We start from the raw sequence: 20,586 nt of genomic DNA, 5'->3' as shown, positions 1-20,586 counted from the left end.
GCGCACCCCGTTCCCGCATGGCCTCTACGTTTCTATGCGGGCGTTTCGAGCTTGGTCTCGAACGCCCGCTGGTCATGGGCATCGTCAACGTCACGCCCGATTCCTTCTCCGACGGCGGTTCGCATGATGCGCCCGACGCCGCCATCGCGCATGGCCTGAGGCTCGTCGCCGAAGGCGCGCACATCCTCGACCTCGGCGGCGAGTCCACGCGCCCCGGCGCTCCGCCCGTGCCGGCCGACGTCGAACTGCAGCGCCTGCTGCCCGTCGTCGAAGGCCTGCGCCAAGCCGGCGTGCCCCTGTCCGTCGACACCTTCAAGCCCGAGGTCATGCGGGCCGTGCTCGATGCCGGCGCCGACATGATCAACGACATCCGTGCGTTCCGGCAGCCCGGCGCCGTCGAAGCCGTGGCGCAGTCGCGCTGCGGCCTGTGCGTGATGCACATGAAGGGCGAGCCCCGCACCATGCAGGATGCGCCGCACTACACCGACCTGCTGGGCGAGGTCGGCGCTTTCCTGGCCGAGTGCACGCAGCGCCTGGGCGCCGCGGGGGTCGATCCGCGGCGCATCACGCTCGATCCGGGTTTCGGATTCGGCAAGACCGCAGACCAGAACTATGAATTGCTGCGCGGGCTCCCCGGGCTGGCCGGGTCCGGCCAGCCGCTGCTGGTGGGGCTGTCGCGCAAGTCGATGATAGGCGCGGCCACCGGGCGGCCCGTGGGCGAACGCCTGGCCGGCAGCATCGCCGGTGCCCTGGCCTGCGTGGCCCGCGGCGCCGCCATCGTGCGCGTGCACGATGTGGCGGCCACGGTGGACGCCCTGAAAGTGTGGCAGTCGGCAGAACAAGGAGCCATAACGACATGAGCCAGCGCAAGTATTTCGGCACCGACGGCGTGCGGGGCGAAGTGGGCGGAGCGCTCATCAATCCGGCCTTCGCATTGCACCTGGGCTATGCCGCAGGCAAGGTCCTGGCGCGCAAGCAGGCGAGCCGCGGCGGCGGCCGCCCGCAGGTGGTGATCGGCAAGGACACGCGCATTTCCGGCTACATGCTGGAATCGGCCCTGGAAGCCGGCCTGTCGGCCGCCGGCATCGACGTGCTGCTGGCCGGGCCCATTTCCACGCCGGCGGTGGCCTACCTCACGCGGGCGCTGCGCCTGGTGGCCGGCGTGGTCATCAGCGCCTCGCACAATCCCTACCAGGACAACGGCATCAAGTTCTTCTCGGCCCAGGGCATGAAGCTGCCCGACGAAGTCGAATCCGAGATCGAGGCCGAACTCGAGCTGCCGCTGGGCTGCGTGGGTTCCGACGAGCTGGGGCGCGCCCGGCGCATGCCCGACGCCCAGGGCCGCTACATCGAATTCTGCAAGAGCACCTTCCCTTCCGACCTCGACCTGAACGGCATGCGGCTGGTGGTCGACGCCGCGCACGGCGCCGCCTACAACACGGCGCCGCACGTATTCCGCGAGCTGGGCGCGGAGGTGCATGCCATCGGGGTGTCGCCCGACGGCTTCAACATCAACGAGGGCGTGGGCGCCCTGCATCCCGAATCCCTGGCGCGCGAGGTGCGGGCCCGCGGCGCCGATCTCGGCATCGCGCTGGACGGCGACGCCGACCGGCTGCAGATGGTCGACGGCGAAGGCCGCATCTACGACGGCGACGAGCTGCTCTACGCCATCGTGCGCGAACGCATGCAGCGCGGCCCGATCGAGGGCGTGGTGGGCACGCTCATGACCAACTACGGCTTCGAGCGCCGCCTGCAGCAACTGGGCATCCCGTTCGAGCGTGCCAACGTGGGCGACCGCTACGTGCTCGAGCAGATGCTTGCGCGCGGCTGGCTCTATGGTGGCGAGAGCTCCGGCCACCTGCTGTGCCTAGACTGCCACACCACGGGCGACGGCATCATCGCGGCGCTGCAGGTGCTGACCGCGCTGCGCCGTGGCGGCCAGCCCCTGGCCGCCTGGGTGGGCGACCTGCGCATGTATCCGCAGAAGATGATCAACGTGCCGCTGGCGCCGGGCCTCGACTGGACCCGCCACGAGGGCCTCGCGGCCGCCCGGCAGGCCGTGGAGGCCGACCTGGCCGGCCGCGGCCGGGTGCTGATCCGGGCGTCCGGCACCGAGCCCAAGCTGCGGCTCATGGTCGAGGCCGAAGACGAAGGCCTGGCCACGTCCTGCGCGCAGCGCCTGGCCGACTCCCTGGCCTGAGATCCGGCGGCGGAGCGCCTCGCGGTTCGGGTGTTCCTGCAACAGTGTGACGGCATGCCCCGGCCGGGCCGGGCCCGGGCATCAGCGGGCGGGCTAAACTTCATAGTCATGTCACAAATCAGTCAGATGACTGTCATGACGCGCGTCCAAACTTGCCGGACACTTAGGAGTTTCGTGCAATGCTCGAACTAGCCCGCATCGACACCATTCCCGATCCAGCCCGTACGTGGGCGGGGCCCGCGCCCTGTGCCCTGGTCGTGGGGCTGGCGCGCACCGCGGAAGAGGTCGAGCAGATCCAGCGCCTGCGCTACGAAGTCTTCACCGAAGACATGGGCGCCGTCTTCCCCGACGCGCACGACGGCATCGAACAGGATCGCTACGATCCCTGGTGCGAACACCTGATGGTGCGCGAACTGCCCACCGGCCGCGTCGTGGGCACCTATCGCATCCTTACCCCCGAGAACGCCGCGCGGGCCGGCGGGTACTACTCCGAATCCGAGTTCGATCTCTCCGGACTGGGCGCACTGCGCAACGAGATCGTGGAACTGGGCCGTTCGTGCACCCACGCCGACTACCGCAACGGCACCGTGATCATGCTGCTGTGGTCGGGGCTGGCGGAATACCTGCGGCGCGGCGGCCACCGCCACGTGCTGGGCTGCGCCAGCGTCAGCCTGCGCGACGACGGCGTGACCGCGGCCGAGGTCTGGCGCAATGTGTCGCGGCACCTCGAAGACCAGACCTTGCCGCGCGTGACCCCGCTGCACCGTTATCCGGTGGAGAGGCTGGACAGCACGCTGCCGGCGCGCGTGCCGCCGCTCATCAAGGGCTACCTCAAGCTCGGCGCCCGCGTTTGCGGCGAGCCGGCCTGGGATCCGGACTTCAATACCGCCGACTTCCCCGTGCTGCTCCGGATGGACGGCATGGACGAACGTTATCGCCGGCATTTCGGCCTGGACCGCCAGGAGCGCTGACCATGCGCCGCCTGCTGCGCCGGGCCAGAGTGCGGCTGATGCGGCGCATGACGCGTTCCGTGAGGCTAGTACTCAAGCAGCTCGAACGCGAAACCGACCTTGCGCCATTCTGATTCTTCGGCGCGCAGCGTGAAATCGCTCAGCGGGTGCTCGCGCAGCCAGGCGCCGTTCACCCGCACCACGATCGAATCGCCTTTCACCGACAGCGACAGCGGCAGCGGGTTGATGTCTTCGCGGCGGCGGAACAGCAGCACGGCCAGCCGCAGGCACAGGATGGCGAGCCACAGGCTGCGCCGCTTCACCAGCGATTCCAGCTTGGTCAGCTTGCCCTGGTGGGCCAGCGCCAGCAGCGCCATCAGCTGCTGGTCATCGCGCGAGAAACCCGGCATGTCGGCGTTCTCGAGCACGTAGGCCGTGTGCTTGTGATAGGTGTTGTGCGCGATCGACAGGCCGGTCTCGTGCAGGTCGGCCGCCCAGCCCAGCACGGCGCGCATGTCGACGCGGTCGTCGCCCTGCTGCGCAATCGAGTCGAACAGGGCCAGCGCCGCCTGGCGCACGCGCCGGGCCTGGTTGGGGTCGACGTGATAGCGCTTCATGAACTGCCGCACCGATTCGTCGCGCTTGTCGTGCGCGTCGTCGCGGCCCAGCAGGTCGTACAGCACGCCCAGGCGCAGCGCGCCGTCGCCGGTGTGCATCACGTCTATGCCGAGCTCGTCGAAGAGGGCGCTCATGATGGCCAGCCCGCCGGCCAGCACATCCGTGCGGTGCGGCTTGATGCCCGGCAATTCCTCGGGAATCACGCGCCCCGAGCGGATGATGCGCTCCTTGAGCTTGTTCATCCCGGCCCGGGTGATGCCGCGGTCGGAGAAGCCGCATTCCTGCAGGATGGCGTACAGCGCCTTGGCCGTGCCTGAGGAGCCGTACGCTTCCTTCCAGCCCGCCTTGCGGTACTGCTTCGCGATCACCTCGATCTCGCGGCGTGCCGCCAGCTCGGCCTGCTTCATCTGGTGGGCGTCGACCGAGCCGTCGCCGAAGAACTGGCGGCTGTAGCTCACGCAGCCCATGTACAGCGAAGACATCAGCCCCGGCTCGAAGCCCTTGCCGATGATCACCTCGGTGGAGCCGCCGCCGATGTCGACCACCAGGCGCTTGTTGGGGGAGGGCGGCAGGCTGTGCGCGACGCCGAGGTAGATCAGGCGCGCCTCCTCGCGTCCGGCGATGACTTCCACCGGAAAGCCCAGCGCCGCTTCGGCGCGGGGCAGGAACTCCTGGGTGTTGCGGGCCACGCGGAAGGTATTGGTGGCCACGGCGCGCACGCGGTTCGGGTGGAAGCTGCGCAGCCTCTCGCCGAAGCGCTCGAGCACCGTGATGGCGCGTTCGATTGCTTCGTCGCTCAGGCGCTTGTCGGGGCCCAGCCCGGCGGCCAGGCGCACGGTTTCCTTGAGGCTGTCGATCGGGTAGATCTGGGCGCTGGCGTCTTCCTGGACGACCCGGCCGATCGAAAGACGGAAACTGTTGGACCCCAGGTCCACGGCGGCCAATAGATGGTCCATGCGGCTCCTTGGTAAGACTATCGGTCCCGGGATTATAGAGACCCCGGCGTGACATGCCCGGAGAGTCGCGTGCGCAGCGTGGAGCCGCCGGCCGTGCCACGGCCGGTCGACGGCCCGTACGGGCCTCGGCGCGTGTCATGTGTCCCGGATTTGTCGTACGCTTAGGGGAGCGCGGGCGGGCGGCCTGCGGGGGTCGTCGCCTGCGTCATGGAAATGTCATTGTGCTGTAGTAAAAACAAGAGTTTCGTCCATGGAACAGGCAATGCCCCCCAGAGCGTCCAGCGAGCCGTTGCTGCTCAATCGCGAGTTGTCTCTGCTCAAGTTCAACGAGCGCGTCCTGGCGATGGCCGAAAACCCGCGCACGCCCGCGCTGGAGCGGCTGCGCTATGTCTGCATCGTCAGCGCCAACCTGGACGAGTTCTTCGAGATCCGCATCTCCAGCCTGAAGGAGCAGCAGCGCCTCACGCCGACCACGCCCGGGCCCGACGGATTGTTGCCGGGCGAGGCCTTCGAACGTGTGCAGGCCAAGGTGCACCAGCTCGTCGAGCGCCAGTATGCGCTGCTCAACAACGAGATCCTGCCCCAGCTGCAGCAGGAGGGCATCGCGCTGCATCATGCTTCCGAATGGAACGAGGCCCAGCAGCAGTGGGCCTACGACGTCTTCATGCGCGAGGTCATGCCGCTGCTCACGCCCATCGGGCTGGACCCGGCGCATCCCTTCCCGCGGGTCTACAACAAGAGCCTGAATTTCATCGTGGCCCTGTCCGGCTCCGACGCCTTCGGCCGCCAGGCCTCCATCGCCGTGGTGCAGGCGCCGCGCGCGCTGCCGCGCCTGATGCGCATGCCGCCCGAGATCTCGGGCCATCCCGACGGCTACATCCTGCTCACCTCGCTGCTGCGCGCCTTCGTGGGAGAACTGTTTCCCGGGCTCGAGATGCTGGGCTGCTACCAATGGCGGGTCACCCGCAACAGCGATCTCTTCGTCGACGAGGAGGAAGTCACCAACCTGCGGCTGGCCCTGCAGGGCGAGCTGTCGCAGCGCAACTTCGGCGCCGCAGTGCGGCTGGAGATCGACCGCCTCACGCCGCCCGACCTGGAAGCCTACCTGCAGCGCGAGTTCTCGCTCACGGCCGAGGACACCTATCGCGTCAGCGGCCCGGTGAACCTCTCCCGGCTGATGCAGCTCTGCAATACCAATACCCGGCCCGACCTGCTGTTCCCGCCTTACCACGCGGTGGTGCCGGCGCCCTTCGACAAGGTGGGCGACAAGCCTGCCGAGCTGTTCGCCGCCGTCGCGGCGCAGGACCGCCTGCTGCACCACCCCTACCAGTCGTTCCAGCCGGTCATCGACTTCCTGACGGCCGCGGCCCTGGACCCGGACGTCATGGCCATCAAGCAGACCATCTACCGCACCGGCGAGGATTCCGAGCTGATGGAGATCCTGCTGGCTGCGGCGCGCGCCGGCAAGGAGGTCACGGTGGTGGTCGAGCTGATGGCCCGCTTCGACGAGCAGACCAACATCCAGTGGGCCGCGCGCCTCGAGGAAGTCGGCGCCCACGTGGTGTACGGCGTGGTGGCCCACAAGACGCACGCCAAGATGGCGCTGGTGTTGCGCCGCGAGCAGGGGCGCCTGCGCCGCTACGCCCACCTCGGCACCGGCAACTACCATCCCCGCACGGCACGGCTCTATACCGACTTCGGGCTCCTCACGGCCGACCCCAGGCTCTGCGAAGACATGGACAAGGTCTTCGGCCAGCTCACCGGCCTGGGTGCGCGCCGCCAGCTCAAGGCCCTGCTGCAGTCGCCCTTCACCCTGCACGAGACCATGATCGGCCTGATCCGCGCCGAGATCCGCGCGGCCCGGGCGGGCCGCCGCGCCCGCATCATGGCCAAGATGAATTCGCTGCTCGAAGAGCAGGTCATCCAGGAACTCTACGAGGCCAGCCAGGCCGGGGTGAAGATCGACCTCATCGTGCGCGGGGTCTGCGCGCTGCGCGCCGGCGTGCCCGGCCTGTCCGAGAACATCCGCGTGCGCTCCATCGTGGGGCGCTTCCTGGAGCACTCGCGCGTCTTTTATTTCTACGCAGACGGCCAGGAAACCGTCTATCTGTCCTCGGCCGACTGGATGGACCGCAATTTTTTCCGCCGGGTGGAAATCGCATTCCCGATATCCGACAAGGCGCTCAAGAAGCGCGTGATCGACGAGGCGTTCACCTACGCCCTGCGCGACAACCAGCTCGCCTGGCAGCAGCAGCCGGACGGTACCTACGCCCGCGTGCGCAACCGCCGCGGCCCCTTCGACGTGCACGACTACCTGATGCAGAGGCTGGGCCACGTCGGAATGTGACTGTCACTATCCTGTCATTTTCGGCTTCTAACATGCGTTTGTTGGCCGCGACGGGTGCTGAGAAACCCGCCGGAATTCCTCAACGAGCACAGAAGGAAACCCAGATGTTCAAACGCGTATTCAAGCAAGTTTCGGTGGGTGTCGCCCTGAGCGCCGCCGTGTTCGCCGTCCAGGCGGCCGATATCACCGGCGCCGGCGCCTCGTTCCCGTACCCGGTCTACGCCAAGTGGGCCTCCGACTACAAGGCTGCCACCGGCAACGCCGTCAACTACCAGTCCATCGGTTCGGGCGGCGGCCAGCAGCAGATCAAGGCCAAGACGGTCGACTTCGGTGCCTCGGACGATCCCCTCAAGGCGGACGACCTGGAAAAGAACGGCCTGCTGCAGTTCCCGGCTGTCATCGGCGGCACGGTGCCCGTGGTCAACATCGATGGCGTCAAGCCCGGCCAGCTGAAGCTGTCGGGCCCGGTCATCGCCGACATCTTCCTGGGCAAGATCAAGAAGTGGGACGACGCCGCCATCAAGGCGATGAACCCCGACGTCAAGCTGCCTTCGGCCGACATCATCGTGGTACACCGCTCCGACGGTTCGGGCACGACCTTCGGCTGGACCAACTACCTGTCCAAGGTTTCGCCCGACTGGAAGTCGCAAGTGGGCGAGGGCAAGGCCGTGAAGTGGCCCGTGGGCCAGGGTGGCAAGGGTAACGAAGGCGTCGCCGCCTACGTCGGCCAGCTGAAGAACTCGATCGGCTACGTCGAATACGCCTACGCCAAGCAGAACAAGCTGTCCTGGACCCAGCTGCAGAACCAGGCCGGCAAGTTCGTCCAGCCCGAGCAGACGGCCTTCGCCGCTGCCGCTGCCAACGCCGACTGGAAGAGCGCTCCCGGCATGGGCGTGGTGCTGACCAACGAGCCCGGCGATGCCTCCTGGCCCGTGACCGCCGCCACCTTCATCCTGGTGCACAAGGTGCAGGACAAGCCGGCCCAGGGCAAGGCGGTTCTGGACTTCTTCGACTGGGCCTTCAAGAACGGCGCCAAGTCGGCTGCCGAACTGGACTACGTGCCCCTGCCCGACGAAGTCACCTCGCAGATCCGCACCGCCTGGGGCGAGATCAAGTCGGCCGACGGCAAGCCGGTCTGGAAGTAATGGATGGTCCGGCCCCGGCTAGCGCCCGGGCCGGTCCGAGGGCAGGCGCGGTCCGCCGCGCCGCCCGCCACCACGACCTTCGGGGGCGCTTCGGGCGCCCCCGTGCCGCGAATGCCCCTCCAAGAAGTCCGTCCCTCCAAGGAAAGCCCGTCCATGAGCGCGGTAATGGATAATAGTGTGCCGATGTCCCCGTCCGGGGCAGCCGATTCCACCACTTCCGGCACGCCTTCGCCTATGAAGCCTACCAATAACGCGCTGATGGATGCGCTGTTCAAGAACCTGACCCGCCTGTTCGCCTTCCTGGTGTTCATCCTGCTGGCGGCGATCATGATTTCCCTGATCTACGGGAGCAAGGAGTCGCTGGCCAAGTATGGCCTGTCGTTCCTGTGGCTCAACGACTGGGATCCGGTGCAGGAGAACTTCGGCGCGGTCGTGCCGATGATCGGCACGCTGCTCACCTCCGCCATCGCGCTCATCATCGCGGTGCCGGTGTCGTTCGGCATCGCCATGTTCCTCACCGAACTGGCGCCGGCCTGGCTGCGCCGCCCGCTGGGCACCGCCATCGAGATGCTGGCCGCCATCCCGTCCATCATCTATGGCATGTGGGGCCTGTTCGTCTTCGTGCCGGTGTTCCAGCAGTACGTGCAGCCCTTCCTGATCGCCACCCTGGGCAACATGCCGCTGATCGGTGGGGTGTTCGCCGGCCCGCCGTTCGGCATCGGCATCTTCACCGCCGGCCTGATCCTGTCCATCATGATCATCCCGTTCATCGCCGCGGTGATGCGCGACGTGTTCGAACTGGTGCCTCCCATGCTCAAGGAGTCCGCGTACGGCCTGGGCAGCAGCACCTGGGAAGTCATGTGGCGCGTGGTGCTGCCCTTCACCAAGTCCGGCGTCATCGGCGGCATCATGCTCGGCCTGGGCCGTGCCCTGGGCGAGACCATGGCCGTCACCTTCGTGATCGGGAATGCGTTCCGCTGGTCGGGCTCGCTGTTCTCGCCGGGCAACTCCATCGCCTCGGCGCTGGCCAACGAATTCAACGAGGCCGGCGGCATCCAGAAGGCGGCGCTGCTGGAACTGGGCCTGATCCTGTTCCTCATCACCACCGTGGTGCTGGCCTGCTCGAAGGTCCTGCTGCTGCGCCTGTCGGCCATGGAAGGCAAGGCCTCCTGAGGAACTGGGAAGAAACACAATGGCTACCTCCGTACTCAACATGCAGAATGGCGTCTACCGGCGCCGGCGCAGGGTCAACCAGGTGATGCTGACCCTGTCCCTGATCACGCTGGTGTTCGGCCTGTTCTGGCTGTTCTGGATCATCCTCACCCTGCTGCTCAAGGGCGCCCCCGCGCTCTCGCTCACGCTGTTCACCGAAATAACCCCGCCCCCCGGCCAGAAGGGCGGCCTGCTCAACGCCGTGGCCGGCAGCGTGATGATGGCGGGCGTGGGCACCCTGATCGGCACGCCGGTCGGGATCCTCGCCGGCACCTACCTGGCCGAATATGGCCAGCGCGGTTGGCTGGCCCCGGCCACGCGCTTCCTGAACGACGTGCTGCTTTCGGCGCCCTCCATCATCATCGGCCTGTTCATCTATGCCGTCTACGTGGCCCAGGTCGGCCACTACTCGGGCTGGGCAGGCGCCCTGGCGCTGTCCATCCTGGTGATCCCGGTGGTGGTGCGCACCACCGACAACATGCTGCTGCTGGTGCCCAACAGCCTGCGCGAGGCCACGGCCGCGCTGGGCTGCCCCAAGTGGCGCATGATCACCCTGGTCTGCTATCGCGCCGCCAAGACGGGCATCATCACCGGCATCCTGCTGGCCGTGGCCCGCATCTCCGGCGAAACCGCGCCGCTGCTGTTCACCGCGCTGTCCAACCAGTTCATGTCGCTCAACATGAACGCGCCCATGGCCAACCTGCCGGTGGTCATCTACCAGTACGCCGCCAGCCCCTTCCAGGACTGGAACGACCTGGCCTGGGCCGGTGCCACCCTTATCACGCTGCTGGTGCTGGGCATCAATATCATTGCCCGCAACATGTTCCGCAACAAATGATCGCTGCCGCCGGCGCCATGCGGCGCCGGCCCTAGGAAGCCAAATGGAAAAGACCGTCACCGCTACCAAAGCCAAGATCGAAGTCAAGGACCTCAACTTCTACTACGGCAAGTTCCACGCGATCCGCAACGTGAACATGTCGATCCGCGAGAACAAGGTCACCGCCTTCATCGGCCCGTCGGGCTGCGGCAAGTCCACGCTGCTGCGCACCTTCAACCGCATGTACGAGCTCTATCCCGCCCAGCGCGCCGAGGGCGAGATCCTGCTCGACGGCGAGAACCTGCTCACCTCCAAGACCGACATCTCGCTCATCCGCGCCAAGGTCGGCATGGTGTTCCAGAAGCCCACGCCGTTCCCCATGAGCATCTACGACAACATCGCCTTCGGCGTGCGCCTGTTCGAGCGCCTGTCCAAGGGCGAGATGGACGAGCGCGTGGAATGGGCGCTGTCCAAGGCGGCGCTGTGGAACGAAGTGAAGGACAAGCTGCACCAGAGCGGCAACAGCCTCTCGGGCGGCCAGCAGCAGCGCCTTTGCATCGCCCGCGGCGTGGCCATCAAGCCCGAAGTGCTGCTGCTCGACGAGCCCTGCTCGGCGCTGGATCCCATTTCCACTGCCAAGATCGAGGAGCTCATCGCCGAGCTCAAGAACGACTACACCGTGGTGATCGTCACCCACAACATGCAGCAGGCCGCCCGCTGCTCCGACTACACGGCCTACATGTACCTGGGCGAACTGATGGAGTTCGGCGAAACCGATCAGATCTTCGTCAAGCCCACCCGCAAGGAAACCGAAGACTACATCACGGGCCGCTTCGGCTGAGGCCGGCCCGCCGCGGCCATCCCGGATACAGGATCATCGCGCCATGACCGATCCCTTGTCAGACCACGCCCGCCGGCTCTATGCGGAAATCATCGACAGCTTCGACGAGGAACTGGAGATGGAACTGGACGACAGCCGCCTCGATGCCCTCGCGGGCGGAGAAGGCGACGATGACAGCGACATCGACCGCCGCATCTATTTCCGCGAGCTCCTGCGCCTGCAGGGCGAGCTGGTCAAGCTGCAGGATTGGGTGGTCGAGAAGAAGCTCAAGGTCGTGGTGCTGTTCGAGGGCCGCGACGCCGCGGGCAAGGGCGGCGCGATCAAGCGCATCACGCAGCGGCTCAACCCGCGCGTGTGCCGCGTGGCGGCGCTGCCGGCGCCCAACGATCGCGAGCGCACCCAATGGTATTTCCAGCGCTACGTGTCGCACCTGCCGGCGGGCGGCGAGATCGTGCTGTTCGACCGCAGCTGGTACAACCGCGCGGGCGTCGAACGCGTGATGGGCTTCTGCACCGACGAGGAATACGAAGAGTTCTTCCGCAGCGTCACCGAGTTCGAGAAGATGCTGGTGCGCTCGGGCATCATCCTCATCAAGTACTGGTTCTCCATCAGCGACGACGAACAGCACCGGCGCTTCCTCATGCGCATGCACGATCCGCTCAAGCAGTGGAAGCTCTCGCCCATGGACCTCGAATCGCGGCGCCGCTGGGAGGCCTACACCAAGGCCAAGGAAGTCATGATAGAGCGCTCCCACATCCCGGAAGCGCGCTGGTGGATCGTGGAAGGCGTGGACAAGAAGCGCGCCCGCCTGAACTGCATGCACCACCTGCTGGGCCAGATTCCCTACGGCGAGGTCGAGCACGCGCCCATCGAGCTGCCTGCCCGCGAACACCACCCCGACTACACCCGCCGGCCGCTGCCGCCGGAGATGTTCGTTCCGGCCGTCTACTGACGCGCCGGCCGGCACGCCCGGCAGGCGTTCCTTCCAGGCTTCACACGCATGCCGGTGTTGCGCTTCGGGCGCAACACCGGCATGTCGCGCTTGCGAAAGCCTGGTGAAAGGAGTATTTCTGTAGTCAAACGACGAAAACAGACCCGAGACAAATCCCAGACCTATCCCGCAGCAGGCGTTTTGCCCTGAAGGTCCGCAGTAAGTGCCGCAACGGCACAGGCTATCAGGACAGACATCCCATCATCTAGTCGGCAGGAGGAGCTGATGACGATAGCAACGATGTATGTCGAGCGTTCCCGCGAATTGCTTTCCGACGAGAAAGCGCATGCAGAGCACGAGCGCCTCGCCTGTGCCCAGCGACGGTCCCTGGCGGCCTTTGCCGGTCTCGCGCCGCTTACCGGCCTGGCGGGGCCGCTATGGGCAGTTCCGGCCCTGGGCATGGCCGGCTGGGGGCTCACCGGCCTGGGCCTGCTGGCCTGCGTGCTGCTGCTGTTCCGGCTGGCGCGCCAGGATGCCGACATGAACGCCTACGAGCCGCTGGCCGCCAGGCAGGTGGCCCAGGTGCATCGGCTGGCCAACCAGCATCCGCACGTCGACGCCATCGTCAAGAACGCACGCCGCACCGGGCGCCGCCTGTACCAGCATGATTTCGGCTGGATCAGCCTGATTCCCGCGTCCTGGCAGCCGGGCATGGAGCCCAGGGCCGTCAAGTCGGCCCGCAAGCGGCCCTCGCATCGCGCCGCCATGGTGCTGGTGCCCGGCCACGCGCGCGCTGCGCGCCATGGCCGTCAGCGGCCCTACCGCCTGGCCCACTGACGCCCGACGCAGCGGCGCTCAGGCGTCGTCTGTGGAAGGGTGCGATTGCACTTCCGAGGCCTCTGCATTTGCAGGGGCCTCGCTGTTTGCCGCGGCATCGTTGCCTGCCGGGGCCGGGGGCGCATCCGGATTCGTGGCGGCATCCTCCGCCTTGGCTACTCCCGACGCGGCGCGACGCTCGGCGGCGCGTTGCTTGCGCTGCCGGCGTGCCAGGAAGCTGGCATGGGCCGCTTCCGCCGCCGTGACCGTGCCGCTGGGCTGGCCCTCGAGGTCTACCCGTTGCGCGTCCTGGACCAGGCAGGCCCAGTAGCGACCGCCAGAGCACCACGTGGCCACCGCTTCCTTGATCTGGTCTTCGGTAAGCCGCAGCTTGCCTGCCTGGGCGTACAGGTCGTTGATGATGCCCAGCTTCAGCGGCACACGCGGTGCAGGACGGCGCGGGAAGGCCAGCGGAAAGTTCTGCTGCAGGCGCGCGATGGCCATCAGCAGCGGATCGCGCGGGGCCTGGGGCGCCTCCGGCTTGCGGGGATTCCGGCCCTGCGCCGCGGCGCCGCCGGGCTTGCCGGCCTGCTGCTGCGGCTTGCCCGAACGGGGCGGGCGCTTGCCTTGCGCAGGCGCCTGGGCCCGTTTTTCTTGCGCGGCCTGGGCAGCGAGTTGTCGCTTCAGTTCGGCCAGCTTCTCGAATCCCATGTGTATCGTCGCTCGGGGGGTGAGGGGTGTTTGAGGGAGCGGAGGATTGTATCAGCGGCGGGTTAGCCCCGGCGCCGGGTGCGGTGGTTCCGCCCACAAGGGATAGTTTGGCAAAAATGCGGCGCGGGTGCGAGGGGCGGGAGTTGGGAACTGCGCCGGAAAACCGGAGGCGTGGTCTCGGGTACAATGCCACCCGCCGGTGATCCGGCACCGTCGGGGCGTAGCGCAGCCTGGTAGCGCATCTGCTTTGGGAGCAGAGGGTCGCGAGTTCGAATCCCGCCGCCCCGACCAATAAAATCCAATAACTTATGTGGTTTTTGGCCGGATTCTTCCTCCGGTTTTGCATGTCTCAGGGTACCAGTTAGGGTAACAATGAGAGCCCGCTATGCTGCTCTCAAGTGTTGCGGCGGATTGACTCGGCCGGCCTTGAGCGTTATCATTTTTGAACATTTCCCCAATGGCCTCGGCCGTTGGGCGCGGGAGCCGCAAGGCTCCCTGCATCTTTATCTCCCCTCGCATTTCGATGCTAGGGCGCGAGGCCCCCGAAAGGGGGCCTCTGCATTTATGAGGCACGCATGGCGGCAGAAAAACCAAGAACCAGCGTTTATGTCGATGCTTTCAATCTCTACTACGGTGCGCTCAAGGGCACGCACGGCCCATCGGTGGCTGAACCTGGATGCGCTATGCCGGGCGTACTTGCCGGGCAATGACATCACCACCATCAAATATTTCACCGCGACCGTCAGCGCGCGCCCCAATGACCCCCAACAGCCGGCCCGCCAGCAGGCGTATCTACGCGCCTTGGGAACGCTGCCCAACTTGGAGGTGATCTATGGGCATTATCTGTCCCATGCCATCATGGCTAGGCTGGCGAATCCCGTTCCTGGCAACAGTCCGTATGTGAAGATCATCAAGACGGAGGAGAAGGGTTCGGACGTCAATCTGGCGACCCACTGGCTGCACGATGCCCACCTCAATCGCTTCGACATCGCCGTGGTGATCTCCAACGACTCCGATCTTCTTGAGCCGATCCGACTTGTTCGTGCGGAGTTGAGGAAGCAAGTGGGGATTCTGAACCCGCACAAGAACCCGAGCCGGGCTTTGTTGCCGCATACGGATTTCATCAAGCAGATTCGTGCTGGTGCGCTTGCTGCGAGCCAGTTTCCCAGCGTCGTGACTGACGCGCAGGGAGCGGCTATCCATAAGCCTGCTACTTGGTAGGCGGCAGAGTCGGGCGGCAGAATTTCGATTGCCCGCCTGCACACGTCGGAGAATGCAAATCCAGTTTGGGGCTGGCCCACCAATCCAGTAGCGACGTAAAGGCACGCTGAGCGACTTCCACGCGATCATCAAGCGTTCGGCCGTGCACATCACTGCTGAGGATGCGACGGGCGATATGAAGCGCGTGGCGATGTGTTCTAGACCAGATGGGCAAGCGATTTGAAATGGATGTAGAGAAGTGCTGCAAAAGCACCTCAAGCTCCATGTAGCCATGCTGCCTGGGGTAGGCGTGCTCCCACTCCCACTTGAGATCTTCTATATATGCTTGGTGAGCAGAGGGTCGCGAGTTCGAATCCCGCCGCCCCGACCAGATAGAAATCAGCGGGCTGGCTTCATGCACGAGCCCGCCCGTGCGAGGCGCCCTTGACGCGCTCCATGGGTGTTGCCCCCACGCGGACCGTCAATCGCGCACCGGCAGCCGCAGCAGCGCATAGCCCAGGGACTTTGCCGTCTGGTCGAAGCGCAGGGTGCAGGTGGCTCCGCCGCCCAGCGCCTGTTCCAGCAGCACCAGGCAGCCATCGATGTTCGGCATGGGGTATACGTTGACCTCGCCCTTCACCCAGTCGCCATAGAGCTTGCGGATGGCATCCGGCGTGGCGCTGCGCAGGAGGGCGGGATAGTCTTCCTGTTTTTTTGCCAGCAGCCCTATCGAGACGTTGTCGCCTTTGTCGCCGGCGCGCACATAGGCGATATCCTGCAGCAGTCGGCTCATGATTCGATGATCTCCATCTTCTGCGTGACCATGTCGCGGTCGATGTACGTGGACCACAGGCTGATGGCGGGGCGGGGCTTGAACGGCGCGCCGAACGATGTGCCTCCAGGGCCCATGATCCACAGGTGGGTGCAGGCGCGGCGCACTTTCTCCGCCTCGGCCTGCGTGCGGGTGCGTACCGCCACCCGCAGGCCGACCTCGTTGAAGTCGTCGCGCTCGGGCTGCGGTGCGGCGGGCCCATGCAGGGTGTCGATGCCGACGAAGGAGAACTGCACGTCGTCAGCCTCCAGCCCGAGTCGGCCGAAACGCTCCATGAGCGTGTCGCGCGCCTTGCGCGCGCGGTCGAGGGCGCGCGGCCATGGGAACATCAGCAGGCCTTCGCCGATCCAGCCATCGGCGTAGCCGATCAGCAGCTTGAGCTGGCGGGGGCGGGGCTGGCCCTTGCAGCCGCGCACCAGGACCCGGTCGGGACCGGCCTGGATGACGCTTGGGGCGGTGAGGTCGACGATCCCATCGGGCACCATGTAGCGCCTCGGATCGCCGATCTCGTACACCAGGTGTTCCTTGACGGTGAAGGTATCCACGATGCCGCCCGTGCGGGGTAGTTTGGTGATGACGGCGTTGCCATCGCGGCTGAATTCGATGATGGGGAAACCCACTTCGCCCATGCGCGGCATTTCGTCGAAGCGGGAGGACATGCCGCCGGTGCAGGCGGAAGCGCATTCGGCGATGTGGCCGGCCACCACGGCGGCCGCCACCAGGTCGGGATCGTCGTATCCTACCGCCAGGCGCTGCAAGATGGGCCCGACGAACAATGCGCTGTCGGCGACGCGCCCGGTGACGATGATCTGCGCACCGGCACCCACTGCCTCCATGATGCCTTCGGCGCCGGCGTAGACGTTGGCGCACAGGATGCGGTCGCGCAGCCCGGCCAGGTCGCTCTGGCCCGTCACGCTGTTGGGCAGGGGAACGCCGTCGGCAATCATTGCGTCGAGTCGATCCATCAGGTCGTCGCCGTGCACCACGCCGATGCGCATATTGCGCAGGCCACGCTGGCGCAGGTCGGCGGCAATGGCCCGGCCGGCCGCTGCCGGGTTGGCGCCGCCGCCGTTCGACACCAGGCAGGTGCCGTGTTCGCGTGCCAGGGGAGCCAGCCCCGTCATGAAGGGCACCACATCGGCCACGTAGCCGGCCTCCGGATTCCGTGCCTTCTGCCGGTGCAGGATGGCCATGGTGAGCTCCGCCAGAAAATCGAAGCAGAGAAAATCCAGTCGGCCTGCGCGCAGCAGTTGCTCGGCGGGGTCGTACGCGTCGCCCCAGAAACCACCACCGCTGCCCAGTCGCAGCGTATCGGTACCTTGCATGTCGGCTCCTTCAAGAGGCCACGGCGGGAGCCGTGGCCGCGGTTTCGGATGGTTCGCTGCGCAGGCGGAAAGTGCCTTCGCCCAGGGCGGCGAGCTGGCCTTGGTCGTCGTAGATCTCGACGGTGGAGAAGAAGATGCGCGTCCCCCGCTTGCGGACGCGCGCATGCGCCGACAGCCGCCCGCCCGCCACCTGCCCCGTGAAACTGGTGGTCAGCGACAGCGTGATCGCCTTGCGGCCGATACGGTCGCCACTGTGACAGCCCGAGAGGCCGCCGGCGGCATCGATCAGGACGGAGTAGAGCCCGCCATGGGCGACCCCCGACCGGTTCATGTGTCGTTCATCCAGCAGCAGCTCGACAGTGGCATTGCCGGGCTCCCAATGTGTGAGCTGCGCGCCGATGAAATGCAGAAAAGGAATGCGGTGGTCCCATTCGGATGGGCTGGCGCTGGGCATGGTTGTCTCCGTGGGCGGTTCATCCCGTGTGCACGGGCTGCCGCCTTCGTATGTGGGGCCCTTGGGGGCTGCCGTGACCGGCCGGCGTGGCATCGCTACGTGGCGATAACCCGACTGATCAGTCGGTTTTTATTCTTTCATGGAGTTCAGTATCGGTCAACGAGGAAATCCAGGCTTGGTCGGATATCAGTATTTTCCCGGGTTTTTGCCGATATGTTGATCTTGATGTTGACGTTCCGGCTGGATGGCCTATGATCGGTAAAAAAACCGACCATACAGTCGGTTAATGCGCCGCAGCGAAATGCTGCGGCCGACCTTAGGAGGAGACAAATGAACACTTCCGTCCGCGCCGCGCTGGGCGCCGCCCTGCTCGCCATCCAGGCCGGTGCCTGCCTTGCCGCTCCCAAGACCAATCTCACGCTGGGCTCCACCAACATCACGTCCAGCCATTTCGTGGTGTCGAACGCGATGGCCAAGGCCATCGGCCTGGGCATTCCCGGCTCCCATGTGTCGCATGTCGAGACCGGCGCCAGCGTCGACAACATCCGACGGCTGTCCAAGGGCGAACTGGATCTCGGCCTCGTGGCCACGGATGCGGGCATCCAGGCCCTGACCGGCTCCGGCCCGTTCAAGGGCAAGGCCGTGGAGGACCTGGTGGCGCTGTATGCCTACGATGTGTCGGTTCTCAATGTGGCGGTGCGGCAGGATGCCGGGGTTGCACGCCTGGAGGACCTGGCAGGGAAGAAATTCAATCCCGGCATCCGGGGCAGCGGCGCGGAGCAGGTAACGCGGCAGATTTTCGCCACCCTGGGCGTGGAGCCGTCCTGGGTGCCAGGCACCGTGAAGGACTCCACGGAGGGCATCCAGAACCGCCAGCTCGTGGGCTACTCGAAGTACGGCCCCGGCCAGGGCGTGGATGCCACGCTGCGTGAGCTCATCGTCACCACGCCGATGCAGCTGCTCGATTTTCCCCAGGCGCAGCAGGACAAGATCATCGACCAGGTCAAGGGGGTGGGCTTCACGCGCATCGCCAACGTGAAGGAAGGCAGTCCGCCCGTGATGGCGCCTTCGGTCTTGATCGTCTATGCAACGCGCCGCTCGCTCATGGACGACGAAACCGCCTACGCCATCGCGAAGGGAATCTATGATCATCGGAACCTGCTGATCGAGGCCTGGCCGCACCTGAAGGATTTCGACTTCAAGGCGCAGGCCCTGGCTGCCGAAAAGCTGGGCGTGAAACTGCACCCCGGCGCCAAGCGCTTCTGGGATTCGGTCCAATGAGCCAGGAGCAATCCCTGCCGCTCCCGGACGCCCCGCAGGGCAGCGCCAGGCAGAGTCCCGCTTTCGGCATCTGCTGCGCCGCCTACGCTCTGTTCCATCTCTACACCGCGTTCGCCGGCGCTTTCGACCCCCTGATCCAGCGTGGGTTGTTCATCGGGGCGGGGATGGCACTGGCGTATTGGGGCCTGGCGGCCAAGGCGCGCGCAGACGGAGCGGGTGCAGGCAAGACCGGGCTGCTCGCGCTTCTTGCCCTGCTGTCGTGGTATGCCGGGCTGCATGTCATGCTGAACAATGCACGTTTCATGGACGTCATGTCCGATCTTCAGGTTGCCGACCTGGCGGTCGGCGCAGGCGCCATCGTGCTCGTACTGGTGGCCACGCAACGCCTGCTCGGCTGGGCGCTGCCCTGCCTGGCGGGGCTGGGAATGCTCTATTACCTGTATGGGTACGGCGCAATCAGCGGCCTGTGGCAACCGCCGCGGGTTTCGATGGATACGGCCATGAGCACGCTGTACGCCTCCACCGGCGGCATCTTCGGTTTCATGGCGGATATCGGCACCAGTGTGATCGCAGTCTATGTCATCTACGGTGCCTTGCTGATGGCCACGGGCGCGGGCGAGGTCTTCGTGCAGGTGGCCAGCCGGCTGGCGGGGCGCGGCCACGGCGGCTCGGCGAAAGTCTCGGTCGTGACCTCTGCGCTGTTCGGCACGGTATCAGGTTCGGCCGTGGCCAATGTCATGGCGGTGGGCTCGGTCACCATCCCCACCATGCGCAGGGCCGGCTATCCCAAGGCCTTCGCCGCGGGCGTGGAGGCCAGCGCCTCGGCGGGAGGGCAGCTCATGCCGCCCATCATGGGCGCCGGCGCCTTCCTGATGGCGGAGCTGCTCAATATCCCTTACGTGCAGATTGCCCAGGCGGCGCTTCTACCGGCACTGCTGTATTTCGCGCTCATCTTCACTGGCGTGGACCTGTACGCACGCAAGCATCGCCTGGCGGCCACGCCGATTCCGCGCACGCCGATCCATTTCGACAAGGCCGTGCCGCTGGCCGCATCGGTGGGCATGTTGATCTACCTGCTGGCTTCAGGCTACACAGCCACTTATGCGGGCGCCATGGCCACCCTGGTCCTGGTGGTGGTGGCGGGCGTGTGGCGCTTGGCGGCGGCGATGCATGGCGACGTGTCCGCCGCCGCCGTCGCGTACGCGCAGACGCTGGGCCGCGGCCTGGCGGAAGGCGGCAAAGGCCTCATCATGATCGCCGTGCTGATGGCGTGCGCGGGCCTGGTCACGTCCATCCTTGGGGCGTCCGGCCTGAGCAACAAGGTGTCGGGCGAGCTTATCGCCCTGGCGGGCGACCAGCTGATCGTTGCCCTGGTTGCGGCTGCGGTGCTCTGCATTCTGCTGGGCATGGACGTCCCGACTACGGCATCGTATGTGCTGACGGCGTCGGTCGCCGCCCCGGTGCTGACCAAGCTGGGCATCCCGCCCTTGACCGCCCATTTGTTCATTTTCTATTTCGCCATCCTTTCGGCCATCACGCCTCCCGTGTGCGCAAGCGTCTATGCCGCGGCGGCACTGGTGGGGGAATCCTTCTGGCGCGTCGCGCGATACGCGCTGCTGATCGCCGGCGGCGTGTATTTCCTGCCGTTCATGATGGTCTACCGGCCTGGGCTGCTGCTGGACGGAACGGCAATGGAAGTCGCCTACGCCCTGGGGATCACGGCCGTGGCGATGTTCTGCATTGCCTGCGCGTCGATCGGGTACCTGGCGCGGCCCCTGGGCACGGCCAGCCGGCTATACCTGCTGGCCAACGGCATTCTCTTCTTCCTTCCTTATGCCGCTACCGACGCCGCAGCCTGCGCCATGTTCGCCGCCTGTATCGCCGTGCAGGTTGCCCGTGCGCGACGCGAGGCCGGCGGGATGCAGCGGCACGCCATCTAGTCCTTGGAGA

The 20,586-nt window shown here is 66.3% G+C and carries 18 protein-coding genes and 1 tRNA gene; 14 read left to right on the top strand and 5 right to left on the bottom strand.

Features of this window, described 5'->3' with window-relative positions:
- The first annotated feature begins 17 nt into the window (after nucleotides 1-17).
- The 3 genes from folP to ACYBYQ_RS15280 all read left to right on the top strand — a co-directional run bounded on the left by folP (nucleotide 18) and on the right by ACYBYQ_RS15280 (nucleotide 3,171).
- A complete protein-coding gene (folP, locus tag ACYBYQ_RS15290) occupies nucleotides 18-860 on the top strand; it encodes a dihydropteroate synthase (RefSeq protein WP_459615125.1) in 843 nt (280 codons plus the stop codon).
- Nucleotides 857-2,200, top strand: coding sequence for a phosphoglucosamine mutase (gene glmM, locus ACYBYQ_RS15285; RefSeq protein ID WP_459615124.1), 1,344 nt, complete (start codon nucleotides 857-859; stop codon nucleotides 2,198-2,200). Before folP ends, glmM begins: the two co-directional genes overlap by 4 nt.
- 179 nt (nucleotides 2,201-2,379) lie before the next feature.
- Nucleotides 2,380-3,171 carry a GNAT family N-acetyltransferase gene (locus ACYBYQ_RS15280; RefSeq protein ID WP_459615123.1) on the top strand — a complete coding sequence of 264 codons (792 nt, stop codon included), beginning with the start codon at nucleotides 2,380-2,382 and terminating at the stop codon, nucleotides 3,169-3,171.
- A gap of 65 nt (nucleotides 3,172-3,236) precedes the next feature.
- On the opposite strand, the gene ppx is transcribed toward ACYBYQ_RS15280, so the two are convergent.
- A complete protein-coding gene (gene ppx / locus ACYBYQ_RS15275) occupies nucleotides 3,237-4,724 on the bottom strand; it encodes an exopolyphosphatase (protein ID WP_459615121.1) in 1,488 nt (495 codons plus the stop codon).
- Nucleotides 4,725-4,986: 262 nt separating this feature from the next.
- On the opposite strand from ppx, the gene ppk1 reads away from it, so the two are divergent.
- The 7 genes from ppk1 to ACYBYQ_RS15240 all read left to right on the top strand — a co-directional run bounded on the left by ppk1 (nucleotide 4,987) and on the right by ACYBYQ_RS15240 (nucleotide 12,854).
- On the top strand, nucleotides 4,987-7,071 hold the full coding sequence (gene ppk1 / locus ACYBYQ_RS15270) for a polyphosphate kinase 1 (protein ID WP_459615119.1): 2,085 nt from the start codon (nucleotides 4,987-4,989) through the stop codon (nucleotides 7,069-7,071).
- Between the two features lie 104 nt (nucleotides 7,072-7,175).
- Nucleotides 7,176-8,216 carry a phosphate ABC transporter substrate-binding protein PstS gene (gene pstS / locus ACYBYQ_RS15265; protein ID WP_459615117.1) on the top strand — a complete coding sequence of 347 codons (1,041 nt, stop codon included), beginning with the start codon at nucleotides 7,176-7,178 and terminating at the stop codon, nucleotides 8,214-8,216.
- 153 nt (nucleotides 8,217-8,369) lie between these two features.
- Complete coding sequence (gene pstC / locus ACYBYQ_RS15260) at nucleotides 8,370-9,389, top strand: phosphate ABC transporter permease subunit PstC (RefSeq protein WP_459615115.1); 1,020 nt, start codon at nucleotides 8,370-8,372, stop codon at nucleotides 9,387-9,389.
- Between the two features lie 19 nt (nucleotides 9,390-9,408).
- Entirely contained in the window at nucleotides 9,409-10,266 is an 858-nt protein-coding gene (gene pstA, locus ACYBYQ_RS15255; RefSeq protein ID WP_459615114.1) for a phosphate ABC transporter permease PstA, read from the top strand.
- Between the two features lie 43 nt (nucleotides 10,267-10,309).
- Complete coding sequence (gene pstB / locus ACYBYQ_RS15250) at nucleotides 10,310-11,086, top strand: phosphate ABC transporter ATP-binding protein PstB (RefSeq protein WP_459615113.1); 777 nt, start codon at nucleotides 10,310-10,312, stop codon at nucleotides 11,084-11,086.
- Nucleotides 11,087-11,129: 43 nt separating this feature from the next.
- Nucleotides 11,130-12,038 carry a polyphosphate kinase 2 gene (ppk2, locus tag ACYBYQ_RS15245; protein ID WP_459615111.1) on the top strand — a complete coding sequence of 303 codons (909 nt, stop codon included), beginning with the start codon at nucleotides 11,130-11,132 and terminating at the stop codon, nucleotides 12,036-12,038.
- Nucleotides 12,039-12,302: 264 nt separating this feature from the next.
- Entirely contained in the window at nucleotides 12,303-12,854 is a 552-nt protein-coding gene (locus ACYBYQ_RS15240; RefSeq protein ID WP_459615110.1) for a hypothetical protein, read from the top strand.
- Between the two features lie 18 nt (nucleotides 12,855-12,872).
- Here the strand turns inward: ACYBYQ_RS15240 and ACYBYQ_RS15235 are convergent, their stop codons facing one another.
- A complete protein-coding gene (locus ACYBYQ_RS15235; protein WP_459615108.1) occupies nucleotides 12,873-13,544 on the bottom strand; it encodes a ProQ/FinO family protein in 672 nt (223 codons plus the stop codon).
- 214 nt (nucleotides 13,545-13,758) lie between these two features.
- On the opposite strand from ACYBYQ_RS15235, the gene ACYBYQ_RS15230 reads away from it, so the two are divergent.
- Both ACYBYQ_RS15230 and ACYBYQ_RS15225 read left to right on the top strand, forming a co-directional pair.
- Nucleotides 13,759-13,835, top strand: a tRNA-Pro gene (locus ACYBYQ_RS15230).
- 315 nt (nucleotides 13,836-14,150) lie between these two features.
- Nucleotides 14,151-14,765: an NYN domain-containing protein gene (locus ACYBYQ_RS15225; protein WP_459615106.1), complete on the top strand. Its 615-nt coding sequence runs from the start codon at nucleotides 14,151-14,153 to the stop codon at nucleotides 14,763-14,765.
- Between the two features lie 460 nt (nucleotides 14,766-15,225).
- Here the strand turns inward: ACYBYQ_RS15225 and ACYBYQ_RS15220 are convergent, their stop codons facing one another.
- From ACYBYQ_RS15220 to ACYBYQ_RS15210, 3 genes are read right to left on the bottom strand one after another with little or no spacing between them, the layout of a single operon-like run.
- Entirely contained in the window at nucleotides 15,226-15,537 is a 312-nt protein-coding gene (locus ACYBYQ_RS15220) for an AtuA-related protein (protein WP_459615104.1), read from the bottom strand.
- The gene (locus tag ACYBYQ_RS15215; protein WP_459615103.1) at nucleotides 15,534-16,901 is read right to left on the bottom strand and encodes an acyclic terpene utilization AtuA family protein; all 1,368 of its coding nucleotides are present in this window, start codon (nucleotides 16,899-16,901) and stop codon (nucleotides 15,534-15,536) included. Before ACYBYQ_RS15215 ends, ACYBYQ_RS15220 begins: the two co-directional genes overlap by 4 nt.
- A gap of 10 nt (nucleotides 16,902-16,911) precedes the next feature.
- On the bottom strand, nucleotides 16,912-17,355 hold the full coding sequence (locus ACYBYQ_RS15210) for a PaaI family thioesterase (protein WP_459615101.1): 444 nt from the start codon (nucleotides 17,353-17,355) through the stop codon (nucleotides 16,912-16,914).
- Nucleotides 17,356-17,685: 330 nt separating this feature from the next.
- On the opposite strand from ACYBYQ_RS15210, the gene ACYBYQ_RS15205 reads away from it, so the two are divergent.
- Nucleotides 17,686-18,636 (top strand): TAXI family TRAP transporter solute-binding subunit, encoded by a 951-nt coding sequence (locus tag ACYBYQ_RS15205; RefSeq protein ID WP_459615099.1) that lies wholly within the window; start codon nucleotides 17,686-17,688, stop codon nucleotides 18,634-18,636.
- The gene (locus ACYBYQ_RS15200) at nucleotides 18,633-20,576 is read left to right on the top strand and encodes a TRAP transporter permease (protein ID WP_459615098.1); all 1,944 of its coding nucleotides are present in this window, start codon (nucleotides 18,633-18,635) and stop codon (nucleotides 20,574-20,576) included. The genes ACYBYQ_RS15205 and ACYBYQ_RS15200 overlap by 4 nt, the downstream gene beginning before the upstream one ends.
- Nucleotides 20,577-20,586: the final 10 nt, after the last annotated feature.

It is taken from the genome of Bordetella sp. 2513F2, assembly GCF_054642735.1.
Note: the sequence above shows the minus strand (reverse complement) of the source record. Positions and strands in the feature narration are given on the sequence as shown.

Excerpts from the sequence above, each read along its gene's own strand:
- ACYBYQ_RS15235 (WP_459615108.1), bottom strand. The coding sequence starts at position 13,544 with ATGGGATTCGAGAAGCTGGCCGAACTGAAGCGACAACTCGCTGCCCAG.
- ACYBYQ_RS15240 (WP_459615110.1), top strand. The coding sequence starts at position 12,303 with ATGACGATAGCAACGATGTATGTCGAGCGTTCCCGCGAATTGCTTTCC.
- ppk2 (WP_459615111.1), top strand. The coding sequence starts at position 11,130 with ATGACCGATCCCTTGTCAGACCACGCCCGCCGGCTCTATGCGGAAATC.
- folP (WP_459615125.1), top strand. The coding sequence starts at position 18 with ATGGCCTCTACGTTTCTATGCGGGCGTTTCGAGCTTGGTCTCGAACGC.
- ACYBYQ_RS15215 (WP_459615103.1), bottom strand. The coding sequence starts at position 16,901 with ATGCAAGGTACCGATACGCTGCGACTGGGCAGCGGTGGTGGTTTCTGG.
- ACYBYQ_RS15205 (WP_459615099.1), top strand. The coding sequence starts at position 17,686 with ATGAACACTTCCGTCCGCGCCGCGCTGGGCGCCGCCCTGCTCGCCATC.
- ppk1 (WP_459615119.1), top strand. The coding sequence starts at position 4,987 with ATGCCCCCCAGAGCGTCCAGCGAGCCGTTGCTGCTCAATCGCGAGTTG.
- pstB (WP_459615113.1), top strand. The coding sequence starts at position 10,310 with ATGGAAAAGACCGTCACCGCTACCAAAGCCAAGATCGAAGTCAAGGAC.
- pstC (WP_459615115.1), top strand. The coding sequence starts at position 8,370 with ATGAGCGCGGTAATGGATAATAGTGTGCCGATGTCCCCGTCCGGGGCA.
- ACYBYQ_RS15200 (WP_459615098.1), top strand. The coding sequence starts at position 18,633 with ATGAGCCAGGAGCAATCCCTGCCGCTCCCGGACGCCCCGCAGGGCAGC.
- ppx (WP_459615121.1), bottom strand. The coding sequence starts at position 4,724 with ATGGACCATCTATTGGCCGCCGTGGACCTGGGGTCCAACAGTTTCCGT.
- pstA (WP_459615114.1), top strand. The coding sequence starts at position 9,409 with ATGGCTACCTCCGTACTCAACATGCAGAATGGCGTCTACCGGCGCCGG.
- glmM (WP_459615124.1), top strand. The coding sequence starts at position 857 with ATGAGCCAGCGCAAGTATTTCGGCACCGACGGCGTGCGGGGCGAAGTG.
- ACYBYQ_RS15220 (WP_459615104.1), bottom strand. The coding sequence starts at position 15,537 with ATGAGCCGACTGCTGCAGGATATCGCCTATGTGCGCGCCGGCGACAAA.
- pstS (WP_459615117.1), top strand. The coding sequence starts at position 7,176 with ATGTTCAAACGCGTATTCAAGCAAGTTTCGGTGGGTGTCGCCCTGAGC.
- ACYBYQ_RS15225 (WP_459615106.1), top strand. The coding sequence starts at position 14,151 with ATGTCGATGCTTTCAATCTCTACTACGGTGCGCTCAAGGGCACGCACG.
- ACYBYQ_RS15210 (WP_459615101.1), bottom strand. The coding sequence starts at position 17,355 with ATGCCCAGCGCCAGCCCATCCGAATGGGACCACCGCATTCCTTTTCTG.
- ACYBYQ_RS15280 (WP_459615123.1), top strand. The coding sequence starts at position 2,380 with ATGCTCGAACTAGCCCGCATCGACACCATTCCCGATCCAGCCCGTACG.